Source organism: Klebsiella sp. MPUS7 (genome assembly GCF_009905335.1).
Taxonomy (GTDB): domain Bacteria; phylum Pseudomonadota; class Gammaproteobacteria; order Enterobacterales; family Enterobacteriaceae; genus Klebsiella; species Klebsiella grimontii.
This window is the reverse complement of sequence record NZ_CP047604.1, coordinates 2,273,192-2,289,160: the sequence shown is the minus strand read 5'-3', so window position 1 is coordinate 2,289,160 and position 15,969 is coordinate 2,273,192. Positions and strand designations below refer to the sequence as shown.

Genomic DNA, 15,969 nt, shown 5'->3' with positions numbered 1-15,969 from the left:
CAGATTACTTATCTCTGGGTGACGCATTTTCGACACGGCTTTTTAGCTTCTGGCCAGGTCTGAAAGTCACCACTCGCCGGGCTGTAATAGGGATATCCTCTCCCGTTTTCGGGTTACGGCCCGGGCGTTGGTTCTTATCTCGCAAATCGAAATTGCCGAACCCGGAGAGTTTTACCTGCTCTCCGTTTTCCAGAGCGCGACGGACCTCTTCGAAAAATAACTCTACCAGCTCTTTGGCATCCCGCTTGCTAAGCCCAAGCTTATCAAACAGATATTCTGACATTTCAGCTTTTGTAAGCGCCATAGGTTCAATCCCTCAATGATGCCTGGAATCGCTCTTTCAATGCCTCTACACATTTGGCGACGGTAGCGGCAATCTCCTCTTCTTCGAGTGTACGGCTGGTATCCTGGAGGATAAGGCTGATAGCGAGGCTCTTGAAACCCTCTGCTACGCCCTTGCCGCGGTACACGTCAAATAAGTTTACGCCAACTACCTGATTTACGCCAACTTTCTTACACTCGGCTAAAACATCGGCAGCGGGAACGTTTTCGGCCACAACGACGGCGATGTCGCGACGGTTCGCCGGGAAGCGAGAAACTTCACGCGCCTGAGGCACCACGCGGTCTGCAAGCTTGCTCCACTCTAGTTCAAAGACCAACGTACGACCGTTCAGATCCAGCTTACGTTCCAGCTCAGGATGAACAACCCCAATAAAACCAATACGTTCACCTTTCAGATAAATCGCCGCCGACTGACCCGGATGAAGCGCATTATTGGCTTCGATGCGGAATTCGATGTCGGACAGCTTGCCGGTGAGGTCGAGGACCGACTCCAGATCGCCTTTTAAATCATAGAAATCGACGGTTTCTTTTGCCAGGTTCCAGTGTTCTTCATAACGGTTACCGCAAATCACGCCGGCCAGCATCACATCCTGACGAATGCCCAGCGGAGCCTGAGTATCAGGAACAAAGCGTAAACCGCTCTCAAAGATGCGTACGCGGCTCTGCTGACGGTTCTGGTTGTAGACCACCGTCCCTAACAGGCCGGTCCACAATGACAGGCGCATCGCCGACATTTCGCTGGAGATCGGGCTCGGCAGAATCAGCGCTTCTTCGCCGGGGTGGATCCACTGCTGTACTTTCGGATCAACGAAGCTGTAGGTAATCACTTCCTGATAGCCTTTGTCGTTGAGCAGCGTTTTCACGCGCTTAAGCGACAGATCCGCTTCGCGGTGGGTTCCCATGATCAGGCCCGCTTGCACCGGTTCGTCAGGAATATTGTTATAACCATAGACGCGGGCGACCTCTTCGACCAGGTCCTCTTCGATGGCAATATCGAAACGCCAGCTCGGCGCGACGGCTTGCCACTCGTCCTGGCCTTCGGTGACGTCACAGCCCAGACGACGCAGAATATCGCTAACCTGCGCATCCTCAACGTGGTGACCAATCAGACGATCCAACTTGCTGCGGCGAAGCTGGATGGTCGCAGGCTTCGGCAGGGTCGCTTCGTTGGTGACGTCAATGATCGGGCCAGCTTCGCCGCCGCAAATATCCATCAGCAGGCGGGTCGCACGCTCCATCGCCTGATACTGCAACGCGGAGTCCACGCCGCGCTCGTAGCGGTGGGAAGCATCGGTATGCAGGCCATGACGGCGGGCGCGCCCGGTAATGGACAGCGGGCTGAAGAACGCGCATTCCAGCAGAACGTTTTGCGTTTCATCGTTTACGCCGGAGTGCTCGCCGCCGAAAATCCCCCCCATGGCCAGAGCTTTCTGATGGTCAGCAATCACCAGAGTATCGGTGTCCAGCTTAGCCTCGGAGCCGTCCAGCAGGACCAGGCTTTCTCCTTCATGCGCCATACGCACGACAATTCCGCCTTCAATGCGGTCTTTATCGAAGGCGTGCATCGGCTGGCCCAGCTCGAGCAGGACGTAGTTGGTCACGTCAACCACCGCATCGATGGAGCGAATACCGCAGCGGCGCAGCTTCTCTTTCATCCATAATGGGGTCGGCGCTTTGACATTAATGCCTTTTACCACGCGCCCCAGATAGCGCGGACACGCTTCCGGCGCATCGACCTGGATTGGCAGAACGTCATTGACGGTGGCGGCTACCGGGGGCATTTCCGGGACATTCAACGGCGCCTTGTTGAGCACGGCGACATCACGGGCCACGCCGATAATACCGAGACAGTCGGCACGGTTCGGCGTGACGCTGATTTCGATAGTGTTATCGTCGAGCTTCAGATATTCACGGATATCGGTACCCAACGGCGCATCGGCGGGCAGTTCAATAATGCCGCTGTGATCGTCGGAAATACCCAGTTCGGAGAAGGAGCACAGCATGCCTTCCGACGGCTCACCGCGCAGCTTTGCCGCTTTAATTTTAAAATCGCCCGGCAGGACGGCGCCGATGGTCGCCACGGCAACCTTCAGGCCCTGACGGCAGTTCGGCGCGCCGCAGACGATATCCAGCAGACGTTCGCCGCCGACGTTGATTTTTGTCACGCGCAGTTTGTCGGCATTAGGGTGCTGAGCGCACTCGACCACTTCGCCAACAACAACGCCGTTGAAGCTGCCCGCGACCGGCTCAACGCCGTCAACCTCAAGCCCGGCCATCGTTATCTGGTCCGACAGCGCTTCGCTATCGATAGCTGGGTTAACCCACTCGCGTAACCACAGTTCACTGAATTTCATTGTTCTGTCCTGCCCTTATTTAAACTGTTTGAGGAAACGCAGATCGTTTTCGAAGAACGCGCGTAAGTCGGTCACGCCGTAGCGCAGCATGGTCAGACGCTCCATGCCCATGCCGAAGGCAAAGCCGGAATAGATTTCCGGATCGATACCCACGTTGCGCAGTACGTTTGGATGCACCATACCGCAGCCGAGCACTTCCAGCCATTTGCCGTTTTTGCCCATGACGTCAACTTCCGCAGAGGGCTCGGTGAACGGGAAATAGGACGGACGAAAACGAATCTGCAGATCTTCTTCAAAGAAGTTACGCAGGAAATCGTGCAGCGTTCCCTTCAGATTGGTAAAGCTGATGTTGGTATCAACGATCAGGCCTTCCATCTGATGGAACATTGGGGTGTGGGTCTGATCGTAGTCGTTACGATACACGCGGCCTGGCGCAATAATGCGGATCGGCGGCTGCTGGTTAGCCATGGTACGGATCTGCACACCTGAAGTTTGCGTACGCAGGAGGCGCGTCGCATCGAACCAGAAAGTGTCGTGGTCAGCGCGTGCCGGATGGTGGCCAGGGATATTCAGCGCATCGAAGTTGTGGTAGTCATCTTCGATTTCCGGGCCGGTCGCGACGGTAAAGCCGAGCTCACCGAAGAAACTTTCGATACGGTCGATGGTGCGGGTAACCGGGTGCAGTCCGCCGTTCTCAATACGACGTCCCGGCAGAGAGACATCAATGGTTTCCGAGGCCAGGCGCGCGTTAAGCGCTGCGCTTTCGAGCTCGGTCTTACGCGCGTTAAGCGCCTGCTGGACCTGCTCTTTGGCTTCGTTGATAACCGCGCCGGCTGCCGGGCGCTCTTCAGCAGGCAGCTCGCGCAGGGTCGTCATCTGAAGGGTCAGAAGCCCTTTTTTACCCAGGTATTCCACGCGGACGTTGTCCAGCGCAGCAACATCTGATGCCTCGTTAATGGCTGCCTTCGCACTGGCAACCAGCTCTGCGAGATGTGACATGGTTTTCCTCATTATGTCGGTGCAGACACCGGTTATGGTTATTATTTTGCTCTCACTATTTCGAGCCGCAGACCGTAGGTAATCCTTCAGTTGACCGAATGATTCAGGTCAACCCACGCGTCTGGAGCTTGAAATAGAACGAGCCAGTTCAGATACAAAAAAAGCCTCCACAGGGGGAGGCTTTTTGGCGCTGTTTTCCGTTTCTTCTTTCACGCGCTAGCCTCCTGAGTTCAGGTGCTAAAGTAAAAAAAGAAGCGGAAAATAGCAGCATTCATGCTTGCATTACCTTGTCTGGTAAAAAACGTAAGACCGATATTGAAATGCTTACGCGGATAAAAGTCAATGTATTGATAGCCTTGAAACGAAAAGAGGGAGACAAGCTCCCTCTTTCAACTGGCTTATGCCAGAGCTGCTTTCGCTTTTTCGACCAGCGCGGTGAACGCTAATTTGTCGAATACTGCGATGTCAGCCAGGATCTTACGGTCGATTTCAACAGAGGCTTTTTTCAGGCCGTTGATGAATTTGCTGTAAGAAATACCGTTCTGACGTGCTGCTGCGTTGATACGCGCAATCCACAGTTGACGGAACTGACGCTTTTTCTGACGACGGTCACGATAAGCGTACTGACCAGCTTTGATAACAGCCTGGAAGGCAACGCGGTATACGCGAGAACGCGCACCGTAGTAGCCTTTAGCTTGTTTCAAAATTTTCTTGTGACGTGCACGGGCAACTACACCACGTTTTACGCGAGCCATATGTGCTCTCCTGTATCTATTCTAATTAAAAAGTTAAAAGGGTTAACGACTTATGCGTACGGCAGGCACGCGATGACCAGGCCCAGATCGCCTTTGGAAACCATGGCTTTCGGACGCAGGTGACGTTTACGCTTAGTAGCTTTTTTGGTCAGAATGTGACGCAGGTTAGCGTGCTTGTGCTTAAAACCACCTTTACCGGTTTTTTTGAAGCGCTTAGCAGCACCGCGTACGGTCTTAATTTTTGGCATTTTAATAACTTCCACTTCGCATTGTTAATAAACGAAACATAGGCGAACAACAGCTGCGGAACCTAAAGGCTCCACAGACATTGCTACTTGAAGGCCTTACTGTTTCTTCTTAGGAGCGAGCACCATGATCATCTGGCGGCCTTCGATCTTCGTTGGGAAGGATTCGACTACTGCCAGTTCACTCAGATCGTCACGGACGCGGGTAAGCACTTCCATCCCGATCTGCTGGTGAGCCATCTCACGGCCGCGGAAACGCAGCGTGATCTTAGCTTTATCACCCTCTTCCAGAAAGCGAACCAGGCTGCGGAGTTTTACCTGGTAGTCGCCATCATCGGTGCCAGGTCGGAATTTGATTTCCTTGACCTGAATAACTTTTTGCTTTTTCTTCTGTTCCTTAGAAGACTTGCTCTTTTCATAAAGGAACTTGCCGTAGTCCATGATACGACAAACTGGCGGTTCGGCGTTAGGGCTGATTTCAACTAAATCTACTCCAGCTTCTTCAGCTTTTTCGATAGCTTCTCTCAGACTCACAATACCCAAAGCTTCGCCTTCCAGACCTGTTAAGCGAACTTCCAGGGCGCGAATCTCGCCATTGATACGATTCGGACGTGCCGTTTGAACTCGTTTTCCGCCTTTAATACCTTATTCCTCCAGTTGTTTTAGACTGCGGCTGCGAATCTCTTGTTGCAGCTTCTCGATAACTTCATTTACGTCCAGGCTGCCCAAGTCTTTGCCACGACGGGTACGCACGGCAACTTTGCCAGCTTCTACCTCTTTGTCGCCACAGACCAACATGTAAGGGACACGACGTAAAGTGTGCTCGCGGATTTTAAAGCCTATCTTCTCATTTCTCAAGTCTGCTTTTACGCGAATGCCCGCATTTTGTAGTTTACGCGTCAATTCGTTAACGTATTCAGCCTGAGAATCAGTAATATTCATGATCACAACCTGCACCGGCGCAAGCCAGCTTGGGAAGAAGCCCGCGAACTCTTCGGTCAGGATGCCAATAAAGCGCTCCAGCGAACCAAGAATCGCACGGTGAATCATTACCGGTACCTGTCGTTCGTTATTTTCGCCAACATAGGAGGCGCTTAAACGCTGCGGCAGGGAGAAGTCCAGCTGTACAGTACCGCACTGCCATGCACGATCGAGGCAGTCATACAGGGTAAATTCAATTTTCGGACCGTAGAAGGCGCCTTCACCCAGTTGATATTCAAACGGGATATTGTTCTCTTCCAGCGCCACCGCCAGATCCGCTTCAGCACGATCCCATGTCTCATCACTACCGATGCGTTTTTCCGGGCGAGTTGACAGCTTGACGACGATTTTCTCGAAGCCGAAGGTGCTGTACATATCGTAGACCATACGAATACAGGCGTTAACTTCATCACGAACCTGATCTTCAGTACAGAAAATATGGGCATCGTCCTGAGTAAACCCGCGTACGCGCATCAGGCCATGCAGCGCGCCTGACGGCTCATTGCGATGGCAGCTACCGAATTCAGCCATACGTAATGGCAGATCGCGGTAGGATTTCAGGCCCTGGTTGAAGATCTGCACGTGACCCGGGCAGTTCATCGGCTTGATGCAGTATTCACGGTTCTCGGAAGAAGTGGTAAACATCGCATCTTTATAGTTGTCCCAGTGGCCGGTTTTTTCCCACAGCACACGGTCCATCATAAACGGGCCTTTAACTTCCTGATACTGGTACTCTTTCAGCTTAGAACGCACAAAAGTTTCCAGTTCGCGGAAGATAGTCCATCCGTCATTATGCCAGAACACCATACCCGGCGCCTCTTCCTGCATATGATACAGGTCGAGCTGCTTACCGATTTTACGGTGATCGCGCTTAGCGGCTTCTTCCAGGCGCTGCAGATAGGCATTCAGCGCTTTTTTATCTGCCCAGGCGGTACCGTAGATGCGCTGCAGCATTTTATTGTTGCTATCGCCGCGCCAGTAGGCGCCAGCGGTCTTCATCAGTTTGAAGTGATGGCAGAAACGCATATTCGGCACATGCGGCCCACGGCACATGTCGACATATTCTTCGTGATGATACAAGCCAGGCTTGTCATCATGAGCAATGTTTTCATCAAGAATAGAGACTTTATAGCTCTCGCCACGCTTCACAAAGGTTTCACGCGCTTCGTGCCAGCTGACTTTCTTCTTAATAACGTCGTAGTTTTTCTCGGCGAGCTCATGCATACGTTTTTCGAGCGCGTCGATATCTTCCTGGGTCAGGGTATGGTCCAGATCGACATCGTAGTAGAAACCATTGTCGACAACCGGGCCGATCGCCATTTTGGTATTTGGCCACAGCTGTTTAATCGCATGCCCCAAAAGGTGCGCACAGGAGTGACGAATAATCTCAAGACCATCTTCATCTTTCGCGGTGATGATAGAGAGCGTTGCGTCGTTTTCAATTAAGTCACAGGCGTCAACCAGCTCGCCGTTGACACGACCAGCGATAGTGGCTTTCGCCAGACCGGGGCCAATATCCAGAGCGACGTCCATCGGGCTCACAGCGTGATCAAAATGGCGTTGGCTGCCATCAGGAAGCGTAATTACAGGCATTTCATGTCCTTATTTGCAGTGGTGCCCCGCACGAAAGAGCACATACAAAACAATATAATCATAATTATCAACAAGTTCAGACCCAGTTCCCGCTTCACTCTGCGAAAATATGTGCACGCTCGTTCACCGACACGTCCCCACCTGCAGCCGCCTGTTGATAACACCAAGGGTTAGTTTACACATCATTAGTGCGTGATAAAAGTCACATAAGACTAAATGGTTATTGTTGATGGAAAAAAAACGGGGCGGCGTAACAAACGCTGCATAATTGCTTCAGCGATAGATCGGAAGAAACGACGACAGCGCGATATGACGCATATAGAATATTTATGATTTCACATAAATTATGACGATTTAACACCAAACGCTGAAAGCGAAACCGGTACAGCATTACCCGGTTTACTGCTTGACGAAATAATAAAAGAGAAGTTATGAATGGTGTTTAAATATCAGGACCATTCGCCGGCGACAAGTTTATGAACATCAAACGCGTCGTTCATTGACTGTCCGGTTGATTGTGAGCCCGGAGCAATGTTGGAGCCCGCTTCGACATCGGTCGCTTTGGCAATGCCCACTGGCGTACGATCGTGATTACCCGGCTGCGGTGCGGGAGCGGCGGCAAATGCGCCAAAAGACAGCGTGCACAGCATCACGGCCGCGAGTGCGATTTTGCTATTTCTCATGATAGTCATTCTCTTATTTGTTGCAGATAATAGAACGGATTCGTTATCTCCGCCTGTGTTGAACAGTATAGATCCAGATCACATTTTTGTCCGACCCAATATTTATCTTTTCGTGTCAAATTGACTGCATATTTGTCAGCAAAATAGCAATTATGAGGAAATTATGGAGACCATTTCTTTTTATAAAAAACAAAACAAGAGACCAAAAATAATAATGCCACTTATTGCTAAATTTAAAACAATCAGGCCGGAATATCCGGCCTGAAAATATTACATTTTATAACCGAGCGATAGCGTGGTGCGGCGATCGGTATGTTCCGGCGCCGATGACGGCGGTTCAGAGTTCCACGTCAGGTTATAGGCTACTTTGAGGGCAAAGTGCGCGTTAATCGCAACGTTTAACGCACTTTCAGAGTTCAGCGTCGTATCTTCAGCGCCGAATACCGAGACGCCTTGGGTAAATTTGGCGTTATCGGTCATCTGCCAGGCGTAGGTACCGGAAGCATAGCCCAACGGCTGAGTATCATTATCACCATCGGTATACTCGTCATAGCGTACGCCAGGACCAAATTCAAAACGCAGGCTGTGTACCGGGCCGTTCATGATCTGACGACCATAACCCGCGGTGAACACATCACGCTGCTGATAACCATTGTAACGATCCGTCAGCCAGCTCGCCTGACCAAAAAGATAATTCTGGTCGGTCAGGTTATAACGGCTACGTCCGCCCACCGCGTACTTTTCCGAAGAGCGCTGATCGTTTGACGACGTATTGCTGGCATTTCCCCACAGCGACCATGCGGTGGTATCGCCATACCAGGTCAACGTGGAGTCGGCGGTCATTGAGGAACTTTTCGTATTGCCGGACTGCGCCAGATAACCGGCGTTAACAGTACCTTCGAAAGGTTTTTTTGCAGAAGAAGGGTCATCCATGACAGTAAAAACGGAATCATCGGCCATTGCGCACGCAGACGCAAAGAGCCCTCCCGCCAGCATCACCGCTGCGGGTACTGTCTTCAAAAGCTTCATTTAATTTTAAGTCCGTACAACCTATAAGGAGACCAGGAGGGTCCCGGGAGCTTTCGCGAGGATCGCTAATAGCCGGTCCTAAGAAAGGGAGTAAATTATAAAAAAGCACGATTAACTTAGCAATCAATTACTCTTTCGTTTTTTGTATAAGACGCTTCGCAAAACAATTTTTATTTCATAAAGATAAAAAGGGGTACCGGGGCATAAGCTAGTCGTCGCTTCCCCTTACCTCCTTTAAGTGCCATGCTTAAAATCAGAGCAGCTAAATTCGTATTATGGAGGAAACCGGATGACCAAAATCTATACGCTCACGTTAGCCCCCTCGCTCGACAGCGCCACGCAAACCCCGCAAATTTACCCGGAAGGCAAGCTACGCTGTAGCGCCCCCGTATTTGAACCCGGAGGCGGCGGTATTAACGTGGCGCGAGCCATCACTTTTCTTGGCGGCAGCGCCACGGCTATCTTTCCCGTCGGCGGCGCAACGGGTGAACACCTGACAGCGCTGCTGACGGATGAACACGTTCCCGTCGATACGGTAGAGACTCACGACTGGACGCGGCAGAATCTTCACGTTCATGTGAACGCCAGCGGCGAGCAATATCGTTTCGTGATGCCTGGCGCCGCATTAACTGCGGATGAGCTCCGCCTCATTGAGGAAAAAGTTCTCACTATCGCCCCCGGCTCGCTGCTGGTAATTAGCGGCAGTCTGCCGCCGGGCATCAGCGTCGAAAACCTGACGCAGCTGGTGAAAAACGCGCAGCGGCATGGATTGCGCTGTATTGTTGATAGTTCCGGCGATGCTCTCGCCGCAGCGCTTGATGTCGGCAATATTGAACTGGTTAAACCGAACCAGAAAGAGCTGAGCGCGCTGGTCCAGCGGGATCTGAGCCAGCCGGATGATGTGCGGCTCGCCGCGCAAGAGTTAATTCGTTCCGGCAAAGTCCAGCGCGTCGTCGTCTCCCTGGGAGCACAGGGAGCGCTTGGTGTTGACGCCGATGGTAGCGTTCAGGTCGTACCGCCGCCGATGAAAAGCCAGAGTACCGTCGGCGCCGGTGACAGCATGGTTGGCGCGATGACCTTAAGGCTGGCGGAAAATGCCTCGCTTGAAGATATGGTTCGCTTTGGCGTCGCGGCGGGTAGCGCGGCCACCATCAATCAGGGCACCCGCCTTTGCTCGCAGGAAAATACGCAAAAAATCTACGATTATCTGCGCGGTTTATAATCTCCTTCTCTCCCTCTGGCAAAACGGAGGGAGTCGCCAAATCAGCATGATGGTCTATGCTAAAAATGCCATGGATAACAACGGGGTGAAAAATGAGTAGCGAAATTACCGCCTGGGTCGTCACGGTTCGATTCCACGAAGAGACGTTAACGGAAATTAACGAACTCAGTAATCATCTCACTCGCGCCGGATTTACCCTTGTCTTAAACGATGATGAAGGGAACGTCCACGAGCTCGGCACCAATACCTTCGGCCTGCTTTCCATGCAGAATGCCGATGAAGTTAAAGCGTTAAGCGCGGGTCTGGCCGAAACCGCGCTGGGAAGAGCCGTTGACGTCACCGTGTCAACATTCAGCGAGTGGATAAAAGCTCAATAAGTGCGATTGACGCAACGGAAAACGTTCAGTTGTGCGTCAGTTCGAATTTTACGCCGGGGTTATGCGCTAACCTTATGAAATGTTGGAAGACATGGGGAGAGACGGCATGTGGCAAGCTATCAGCAATTTGTTAAGCGATTTGCATACCAAAGCAGCTGAAATCGAACTGCGAAACGAACTACCCGGTGGAGAGATCCACGCCGCCTGGCATTTACGCTTTGGCGGACGCGATTACTTCGTAAAATGCGACGAACGTGAGCTTTTACCCATCTTCACGGCCGAGGCAGACCAGCTTGAGCTGCTGTCGCGAAGTAAAACCGTGAACGTACCGCAGGTTTTTGCCGTAGGCAGCGATCGTGATTATAGTTTTCTGGTCATGGAATATCTCCCCCCTCGCCCGCTGGATGCGCACAACGCTTTCCTGTTAGGCCAGCAAATCGCCCATTTGCATCAATGGAGCGATCAGCCGCAGTTTGGTCTGGATTTTGACAATGACCTTTCCACGACTCCCCAGCCGAACGCCTGGCAGCGTCGCTGGTCCACGTTCTTTGCCGAACAGCGCATCGGCTGGCAGCTCGAGCTCGCCGCCGAGAAAGGCCTGCATTTTGGCGATATCGATAGCCTTGTTGATATTATTCAGCAGCGGTTGAGCAATCATCAGCCGCAGCCGTCGCTGCTCCACGGTGATTTATGGTCCGGTAACTGCGCGCTTGGGCCAAACGGACCCTATATTTTCGACCCCGCTTGCTACTGGGGCGATCGTGAATGCGATCTGGCGATGCTCCCGCTGCATCCGGAACAGCCGCCGCAAATCTATGATGGCTATCAATCCGTTTCGCCGCTACCGTCCGGGTTTCTTGAGCGGCAACCCATCTACCAGCTCTATACGCTGCTGAATCGCGCAATTCTGTTTGGCGGACAACATCTGGTGACGGCGCAGAAAGCGCTTGATGACGTGTTCATGGATAAGGCCCCGTAAGGGGCCTTGCTTATGCGGATTAGCTGATTTGTACGCCTTTCAGGCGGAACTGAATGGTCATGGTAATGCCGGTTCCTGGTTTACCCGGTTCATAGCGCCATTTACGTAAAGCGTTTTTCACTTCACGCTCAAACATATTGGCCGGCTGGGCAGAGAGGATCTGCACGTTATCCACGCGCCCTTCCGCCGTGACGTCGAACTTAACCCGAACATTCCCTTCAATGCGCAGCGCCTGCGCACGAGCAGGATAGCTCGGTTCTCCACGGCTTAACGCCCGCGGTCCGGTCGGCGCCGTGACGGTCGGTTTAGCGTTCGCGGTTGAGGTGCTCGGCGCGGTGCGCGCTGGCGCCGTATTTGTATTTTCAAACGGCGAGGCCGGGCGCGTTTCCGCCGGTTTGACATCACGCTTCGGTTGCTCAACCTTTTTTTCCGGCTTCGGTTTAGGCTTTGGCTTCGGTTTAGGTTTCGGTTTATGGATAACGACCGGCACCTCTTTTGGCGGTTCAGGAATCACTTCCGGTTCCGGCTCTGGTTCCGGTTCAACGATGGGTTCAACGACCGGCTGAGCCGCCTGAGGCGGTTCCAGATCTGCCGGGGCCACCATAGTAATCTCAATGGGCTGTGAGGGTGACGGCCGTTCAATAACCTGATGTACCGAAGTATAGAGCAGCGCCGCGACAACACCGCCGTGGATAACCACAGACAGTAGCGTGGGCCACGGAAAGCGGCGAGGTAAATCAAAGGTCATTGCGCTCATAGTCGTTTCTGTTGAAAAATGATGCCCCGATTTTAAATGCAAATAGCAATCATATTCAACTAGGGTTGTTGGCTTGTATCAAAATTTGCCCTGATTTATGACAAAAAGCCGCCGGGACGTGGCATTCTGGGGATCGTGAGCATCTTTGCATTGCAGTCAACGACGGTTTCACTTAACGTGATTCGCCAATTTATTGATAAGGAGCCATGCCGTGCTTTACGTTATCTACGCTGAAGATATCGCCGACTCTCTGGAAAAACGGACGTCGGTACGTCCCGCCCACCTGGCGCGTTTGCAATTATTACATGATGAAGGTCGTTTACTGACCGCCGGCCCAATGCCCGCAGTCGACAGTAATGAACCCGGCGCGGCGGGCTTCACCGGCTCAACGGTAATTGCGGAATTTGAATCACTGGAAGCGGCGCAATCATGGGCCAATGACGATCCGTATATCGCCGCAGGGGTTTATCAGAAAGTATCTGTAAAACCGTATAAAAAAGTATTCTAAAGAACCAAATGTTGGCAAAAAACAGAGGCACCGCGAGCGGTGCCTTTTGTTTCGACTCTCAAAACTCAGAGAAGGTGAACAGCAGAGAGTGTCGTTGCCGCTTAACCAGCTCTTTTCTGATGGCGAGGATGCGCATATTACGACGCGACTGGCCTTCCAGCCAGCGTGCTTTACGGCGGCTCACCTGCCGAAGCATGCGCCAGCGCCCTACTTCCGTTCTACTACGCTTCATTACAACTACTCTACGAGTGAAAACAGCCTGCATTATAGACCGATGAATCTGGCTAACCAACGCTTTCGCTGCGTTTTTATTTGCCAGATGGATGTTGATGCGTAAACTCATGTCATCAAGTCATTCAAAAGGATTTTTCATCTATGACAACCTTTTACACGGTGGTGAACTGGCTGGTTATACTTGGTTACTGGCTACTTATCGCCGGTGTAACATTACGGATATTAATGAAAAGACGCGCGGTCCCGTCAGCGATGGCCTGGCTGCTTGTCATTTATATTCTTCCGCTGGTGGGAATTATCGCCTATCTCTCGTTTGGCGAACTGCATCTGGGTAAACGCCGCGCCGAGCGCGCGCGGGCCATGTGGCCCTCGACGGCCAAGTGGTTAAAAGATCTCAAAGCCTGCAAGCATATCTTTGCCGATGATAATAGCCCGGTCGCCGAATCGTTGTTCAAACTCTGCGAACGCCGTCAGGGAATTGGTGGCGTCAAAGGAAACCAGCTCCAGCTGCTCACCGAGTCCGATGACGTCATGCAAGCGCTCATCCGCGATATCCAGCTCGCCCGGCACAATATTGAGATGGTGTTCTATATCTGGCAGCCTGGCGGCATGGCCGACCAGGTCGCCGAATCATTAATGGCGGCGGCCAGACGCGGTGTACATTGCCGGCTGATGCTCGACTCCGCCGGGAGCGTGGCCTTTTTCCGCAGCCCCTGGGCCGCGATGATGCGTAATGCCGGCATTGAAGTCGTCGAAGCGCTGAAGGTCAACCTGATGCGCGTCTTCCTGCGCCGTATGGACCTGCGTCAGCACCGTAAAATGGTCATGATCGATAACTATATTGCCTATACTGGCAGTATGAATCTGGTTGATCCGCGTTTCTTTAAGCAGGACTCCGGCGTTGGCCAGTGGATCGATCTGATGGCGCGAATGGAAGGGCCTGTAGCGACAGCCATGGGCATTGTCTACTCCTGCGACTGGGAGATTGAAACCGGTAAACGTATTTTACCGCCGCCGCCGGACGCGAACATTATGCCGTTCGAAGAGGCCAGCGGGCACACGATTCACACTATCGCCTCGGGCCCGGGCTTTCCGGAAGATTTGATCCATCAGGCTCTGCTCACTGCCGCCTACGCGGCCAAAGAGCATTTGATCATGACGACTCCCTACTTTGTGCCCAGTGACGATCTTCTGCATGCCATCTGCACCGCCGCCCAGCGCGGCGTCGATGTCAGCATCATCCTGCCGCGCAAGAACGACTCGCTGCTGGTGGGCTGGGCCAGCCGCGCCTTCTTTACCGAACTGCTGGCTGCCGGGGTGAAGATCTACCAGTTTGAAGGCGGCCTGCTGCATACCAAGAGCGTGCTGGTTGACGGCGAGCTCAGCCTGGTGGGCACCGTTAACCTCGACATGCGCAGCCTGTGGTTGAACTTCGAGATTACGCTGGTGATTGACGATGCCGGATTTGGCAGCGATCTGGCCGCGGTGCAGGATGATTATATCTCCCGCTCGCGCCTGCTGGACGCCAGGCTATGGTTAAAACGTCCGCTGTGGCAGCGGATCGCCGAGCGACTGTTTTACTTCTTCAGTCCGTTGCTGTAAAACGTGCCAATCAGATGTTTAATGGGTAGCAATCATGGATATGGATTTAAACAATCGCCTGACCGAAGACGAAACGCTTGAACAGGCTTACGACATTTTCCTCGAGCTGGCCGTCGACAACCTCGACCCGGCGGATGTCATTCTGTTCAATCTGCAGTTTGAAGAACGCGGCGGCGCTGAGCTCTTTGACCCGGCGCCTGACTGGGAAGAGCACGTCGATTTTGACCTCAACCCTGACTTCTTCGCGGAAGTGGTCATTGGCCTGGCCGATGAAGATGGCGGCGAGATTAACGATATTTTTGCGCGCGTGCTGCTGTGCCGTGAAAAAGACCACAAGCTCTGTCATATCCTGTGGCGCGAATAAAATCTTTCTTAAGTAAATAACGATACAGAATAAGCCTGCCGGGTTTAACCAGAGCAGGCTTTTTTATTTATTCGGGTAGTTTACTGCCGCAGGCGTTGCAGTAGCGGGCGTTTTTTTCATGATTTGCATGCTGACAATTCGAACATATGCGCTGAGTACGGCGATTCTGAAAGGTCGTGGTCATATGGGTGGTAATTAAGCCGGTGGGAATCGCAATAATTGAGTAGCCGATTAAGATAAGGATGGAGGCCAGAATTCGCCCGAGCGGCGTATGCGGCGTGATGTCGCCATATCCCACCGTGGTTATCGTCACAATCGCCCAGTAAACCGACGCATTCAGCGTAGTAAACCCATATCGCGGCCCCTCAACCAGATACATCAGGGCGCCAAAAATCACCATCACGATGGCAATAAAAGAGTAGAACAGGATCAACTGGTGGCGAGCGCTGACGATGGCGGTCCAGAAAATATTCAGCGACGGCATAAAACGCAGCAGTTTAAGAATACGCAGCGCGCGAATCGCGCGCATGGCCCGCCAGGCGAACACGTACTCAATACTGATCTCAGGCCATAGCCACATTACGTAGAGCGGTAAGATAGTGGCAAGATCAATAATTCCCCAAAAGCTGAAAATATACTTTAGCGGATTCGGCCAACTGATAATGCGCAGAATATACTCGCAGGTAAAAACCGCGGTGACAATAAGCTCAAGCCAGACAAAGACATGCCATTCATCTACCGTCAGATGATATTGCGTTCCCAATCCGGACTCGATAAATATCACCAGCACGCTAAGCAGCGCAAAGAGGCCGCAGAATCCCTCAAAATGCCGGCCGGAGCGACGGTTTTGATCGAAGAGTAAATGATACAGCCGCAGACGAGCGGCATGAATATGAAAAGCCACGTTAACCTCGCTAAAAAAAGGGCTGACCTGCGTCAGCCCCA

At 52.4% G+C, this 15,969-nt stretch carries 19 protein-coding genes and 1 other annotated feature; of the genes, 6 read left to right on the top strand and 13 right to left on the bottom strand.

The window, feature by feature from the left end:
• Nucleotides 1–4: 4 nt before the first annotated feature.
• The 10 genes from ihfA to GUC22_RS10705 form a co-directional block, all read right to left on the bottom strand.
• Nucleotides 5–304, bottom strand: a complete 300-nt coding sequence (ihfA, locus tag GUC22_RS10750) for an integration host factor subunit alpha (RefSeq protein ID WP_004102960.1) — start codon at nucleotides 302–304, stop codon at nucleotides 5–7.
• A 4-nt stretch (nucleotides 305–308) separates the two neighbouring features.
• Nucleotides 309–2,696 (bottom strand): phenylalanine--tRNA ligase subunit beta, encoded by a 2,388-nt coding sequence (gene pheT, locus GUC22_RS10745; protein WP_049086635.1) that lies wholly within the window; start codon nucleotides 2,694–2,696, stop codon nucleotides 309–311.
• Nucleotides 2,697–2,711: 15 nt separating this feature from the next.
• Nucleotides 2,712–3,695 carry a phenylalanine--tRNA ligase subunit alpha gene (gene pheS, locus GUC22_RS10740; protein ID WP_004134066.1) on the bottom strand — a complete coding sequence of 328 codons (984 nt, stop codon included), beginning with the start codon at nucleotides 3,693–3,695 and terminating at the stop codon, nucleotides 2,712–2,714.
• Between the two features lie 154 nt (nucleotides 3,696–3,849).
• Nucleotides 3,850–3,975: a sequence feature (Phe leader region), on the bottom strand.
• Nucleotides 3,926–3,970, bottom strand: coding sequence for a pheST operon leader peptide PheM (gene pheM / locus GUC22_RS10735; protein ID WP_001386830.1), 45 nt, complete (start codon nucleotides 3,968–3,970; stop codon nucleotides 3,926–3,928). (Overlaps the previous feature by 45 nt.)
• Before the next feature lie 118 nt (nucleotides 3,976–4,093).
• Nucleotides 4,094–4,450: a 50S ribosomal protein L20 gene (gene rplT, locus GUC22_RS10730; RefSeq protein WP_004102963.1), complete on the bottom strand. Its 357-nt coding sequence runs from the start codon at nucleotides 4,448–4,450 to the stop codon at nucleotides 4,094–4,096.
• Between the two features lie 50 nt (nucleotides 4,451–4,500).
• Complete coding sequence (rpmI, locus tag GUC22_RS10725; protein ID WP_001124225.1) at nucleotides 4,501–4,698, bottom strand: 50S ribosomal protein L35; 198 nt, start codon at nucleotides 4,696–4,698, stop codon at nucleotides 4,501–4,503.
• Between the two features lie 96 nt (nucleotides 4,699–4,794).
• Nucleotides 4,795–5,337: a translation initiation factor IF-3 gene (gene infC, locus GUC22_RS10720; protein WP_071830666.1), complete on the bottom strand. Its 543-nt coding sequence runs from the start codon at nucleotides 5,335–5,337 to the stop codon at nucleotides 4,795–4,797.
• 3 nt (nucleotides 5,338–5,340) lie between these two features.
• On the bottom strand, nucleotides 5,341–7,269 hold the full coding sequence (thrS, locus tag GUC22_RS10715) for a threonine--tRNA ligase (RefSeq protein WP_024357882.1): 1,929 nt from the start codon (nucleotides 7,267–7,269) through the stop codon (nucleotides 5,341–5,343).
• Nucleotides 7,270–7,718: 449 nt separating this feature from the next.
• On the bottom strand, nucleotides 7,719–7,952 hold the full coding sequence (locus tag GUC22_RS10710) for a hypothetical protein (RefSeq protein ID WP_004134060.1): 234 nt from the start codon (nucleotides 7,950–7,952) through the stop codon (nucleotides 7,719–7,721).
• A 270-nt stretch (nucleotides 7,953–8,222) separates the two neighbouring features.
• Nucleotides 8,223–8,981: a YdiY family protein gene (locus tag GUC22_RS10705; RefSeq protein WP_004121674.1), complete on the bottom strand. Its 759-nt coding sequence runs from the start codon at nucleotides 8,979–8,981 to the stop codon at nucleotides 8,223–8,225.
• Nucleotides 8,982–9,270: 289 nt separating this feature from the next.
• Here GUC22_RS10705 and pfkB point away from each other — a divergent pair, with 289 nt between their 5' ends.
• The 3 genes from pfkB to GUC22_RS10690 all read left to right on the top strand — a co-directional run bounded on the left by pfkB (nucleotide 9,271) and on the right by GUC22_RS10690 (nucleotide 11,559).
• Nucleotides 9,271–10,203 (top strand): 6-phosphofructokinase II, encoded by a 933-nt coding sequence (gene pfkB / locus GUC22_RS10700; RefSeq protein ID WP_024357880.1) that lies wholly within the window; start codon nucleotides 9,271–9,273, stop codon nucleotides 10,201–10,203.
• 92 nt (nucleotides 10,204–10,295) lie between these two features.
• On the top strand, nucleotides 10,296–10,580 hold the full coding sequence (gene ghoS / locus GUC22_RS10695) for a type V toxin-antitoxin system endoribonuclease antitoxin GhoS (RefSeq protein ID WP_004134059.1): 285 nt from the start codon (nucleotides 10,296–10,298) through the stop codon (nucleotides 10,578–10,580).
• A 106-nt stretch (nucleotides 10,581–10,686) separates the two neighbouring features.
• Complete coding sequence (locus GUC22_RS10690; RefSeq protein WP_116943553.1) at nucleotides 10,687–11,559, top strand: fructosamine kinase family protein; 873 nt, start codon at nucleotides 10,687–10,689, stop codon at nucleotides 11,557–11,559.
• A 19-nt stretch (nucleotides 11,560–11,578) separates the two neighbouring features.
• Here GUC22_RS10690 and tonB read toward each other — a convergent pair whose 3' ends face one another.
• Entirely contained in the window at nucleotides 11,579–12,307 is a 729-nt protein-coding gene (tonB, locus tag GUC22_RS10685; protein ID WP_196406253.1) for a TonB system transport protein TonB, read from the bottom strand.
• A 220-nt stretch (nucleotides 12,308–12,527) separates the two neighbouring features.
• On the opposite strand from tonB, the gene GUC22_RS10680 reads away from it, so the two are divergent.
• On the top strand, nucleotides 12,528–12,824 hold the full coding sequence (locus tag GUC22_RS10680; RefSeq protein WP_004103089.1) for a YciI family protein: 297 nt from the start codon (nucleotides 12,528–12,530) through the stop codon (nucleotides 12,822–12,824).
• Between the two features lie 58 nt (nucleotides 12,825–12,882).
• On the opposite strand, the gene GUC22_RS10675 is transcribed toward GUC22_RS10680, so the two are convergent.
• The gene (locus GUC22_RS10675) at nucleotides 12,883–13,056 is read right to left on the bottom strand and encodes a YciY family protein (protein ID WP_004121687.1); all 174 of its coding nucleotides are present in this window, start codon (nucleotides 13,054–13,056) and stop codon (nucleotides 12,883–12,885) included.
• A 143-nt stretch (nucleotides 13,057–13,199) separates the two neighbouring features.
• On the opposite strand from GUC22_RS10675, the gene cls reads away from it, so the two are divergent.
• Together cls and GUC22_RS10665 are read left to right on the top strand one after the other, a co-directional pair.
• Complete coding sequence (gene cls / locus GUC22_RS10670) at nucleotides 13,200–14,660, top strand: cardiolipin synthase (RefSeq protein WP_004134054.1); 1,461 nt, start codon at nucleotides 13,200–13,202, stop codon at nucleotides 14,658–14,660.
• Between the two features lie 34 nt (nucleotides 14,661–14,694).
• Nucleotides 14,695–15,024: an HI1450 family dsDNA-mimic protein gene (locus GUC22_RS10665; RefSeq protein ID WP_004103097.1), complete on the top strand. Its 330-nt coding sequence runs from the start codon at nucleotides 14,695–14,697 to the stop codon at nucleotides 15,022–15,024.
• Between the two features lie 67 nt (nucleotides 15,025–15,091).
• Here the strand turns inward: GUC22_RS10665 and GUC22_RS10660 are convergent, their stop codons facing one another.
• Complete coding sequence (locus GUC22_RS10660; RefSeq protein WP_160183508.1) at nucleotides 15,092–15,928, bottom strand: ion transporter; 837 nt, start codon at nucleotides 15,926–15,928, stop codon at nucleotides 15,092–15,094.
• Nucleotides 15,929–15,969 lie beyond the last annotated feature (41 nt).

Excerpts from the sequence above, each read along its gene's own strand:
- ihfA (WP_004102960.1), bottom strand. The coding sequence starts at position 304 with ATGGCGCTTACAAAAGCTGAAATGTCAGAATATCTGTTTGATAAGCTT.
- pheT (WP_049086635.1), bottom strand. The coding sequence starts at position 2,696 with ATGAAATTCAGTGAACTGTGGTTACGCGAGTGGGTTAACCCAGCTATC.
- pheS (WP_004134066.1), bottom strand. The coding sequence starts at position 3,695 with ATGTCACATCTCGCAGAGCTGGTTGCCAGTGCGAAGGCAGCCATTAAC.
- rplT (WP_004102963.1), bottom strand. The coding sequence starts at position 4,450 with ATGGCTCGCGTAAAACGTGGTGTAGTTGCCCGTGCACGTCACAAGAAA.
- rpmI (WP_001124225.1), bottom strand. The coding sequence starts at position 4,698 with ATGCCAAAAATTAAGACCGTACGCGGTGCTGCTAAGCGCTTCAAAAAA.
- thrS (WP_024357882.1), bottom strand. The coding sequence starts at position 7,269 with ATGCCTGTAATTACGCTTCCTGATGGCAGCCAACGCCATTTTGATCAC.
- GUC22_RS10710 (WP_004134060.1), bottom strand. The coding sequence starts at position 7,952 with ATGAGAAATAGCAAAATCGCACTCGCGGCCGTGATGCTGTGCACGCTG.
- GUC22_RS10705 (WP_004121674.1), bottom strand. The coding sequence starts at position 8,981 with ATGAAGCTTTTGAAGACAGTACCCGCAGCGGTGATGCTGGCGGGAGGG.
- pfkB (WP_024357880.1), top strand. The coding sequence starts at position 9,271 with ATGACCAAAATCTATACGCTCACGTTAGCCCCCTCGCTCGACAGCGCC.
- ghoS (WP_004134059.1), top strand. The coding sequence starts at position 10,296 with ATGAGTAGCGAAATTACCGCCTGGGTCGTCACGGTTCGATTCCACGAA.
- GUC22_RS10690 (WP_116943553.1), top strand. The coding sequence starts at position 10,687 with ATGTGGCAAGCTATCAGCAATTTGTTAAGCGATTTGCATACCAAAGCA.
- tonB (WP_196406253.1), bottom strand. The coding sequence starts at position 12,307 with ATGACCTTTGATTTACCTCGCCGCTTTCCGTGGCCCACGCTACTGTCT.
- GUC22_RS10675 (WP_004121687.1), bottom strand. The coding sequence starts at position 13,056 with ATGAAGCGTAGTAGAACGGAAGTAGGGCGCTGGCGCATGCTTCGGCAG.
- cls (WP_004134054.1), top strand. The coding sequence starts at position 13,200 with ATGACAACCTTTTACACGGTGGTGAACTGGCTGGTTATACTTGGTTAC.
- GUC22_RS10665 (WP_004103097.1), top strand. The coding sequence starts at position 14,695 with ATGGATATGGATTTAAACAATCGCCTGACCGAAGACGAAACGCTTGAA.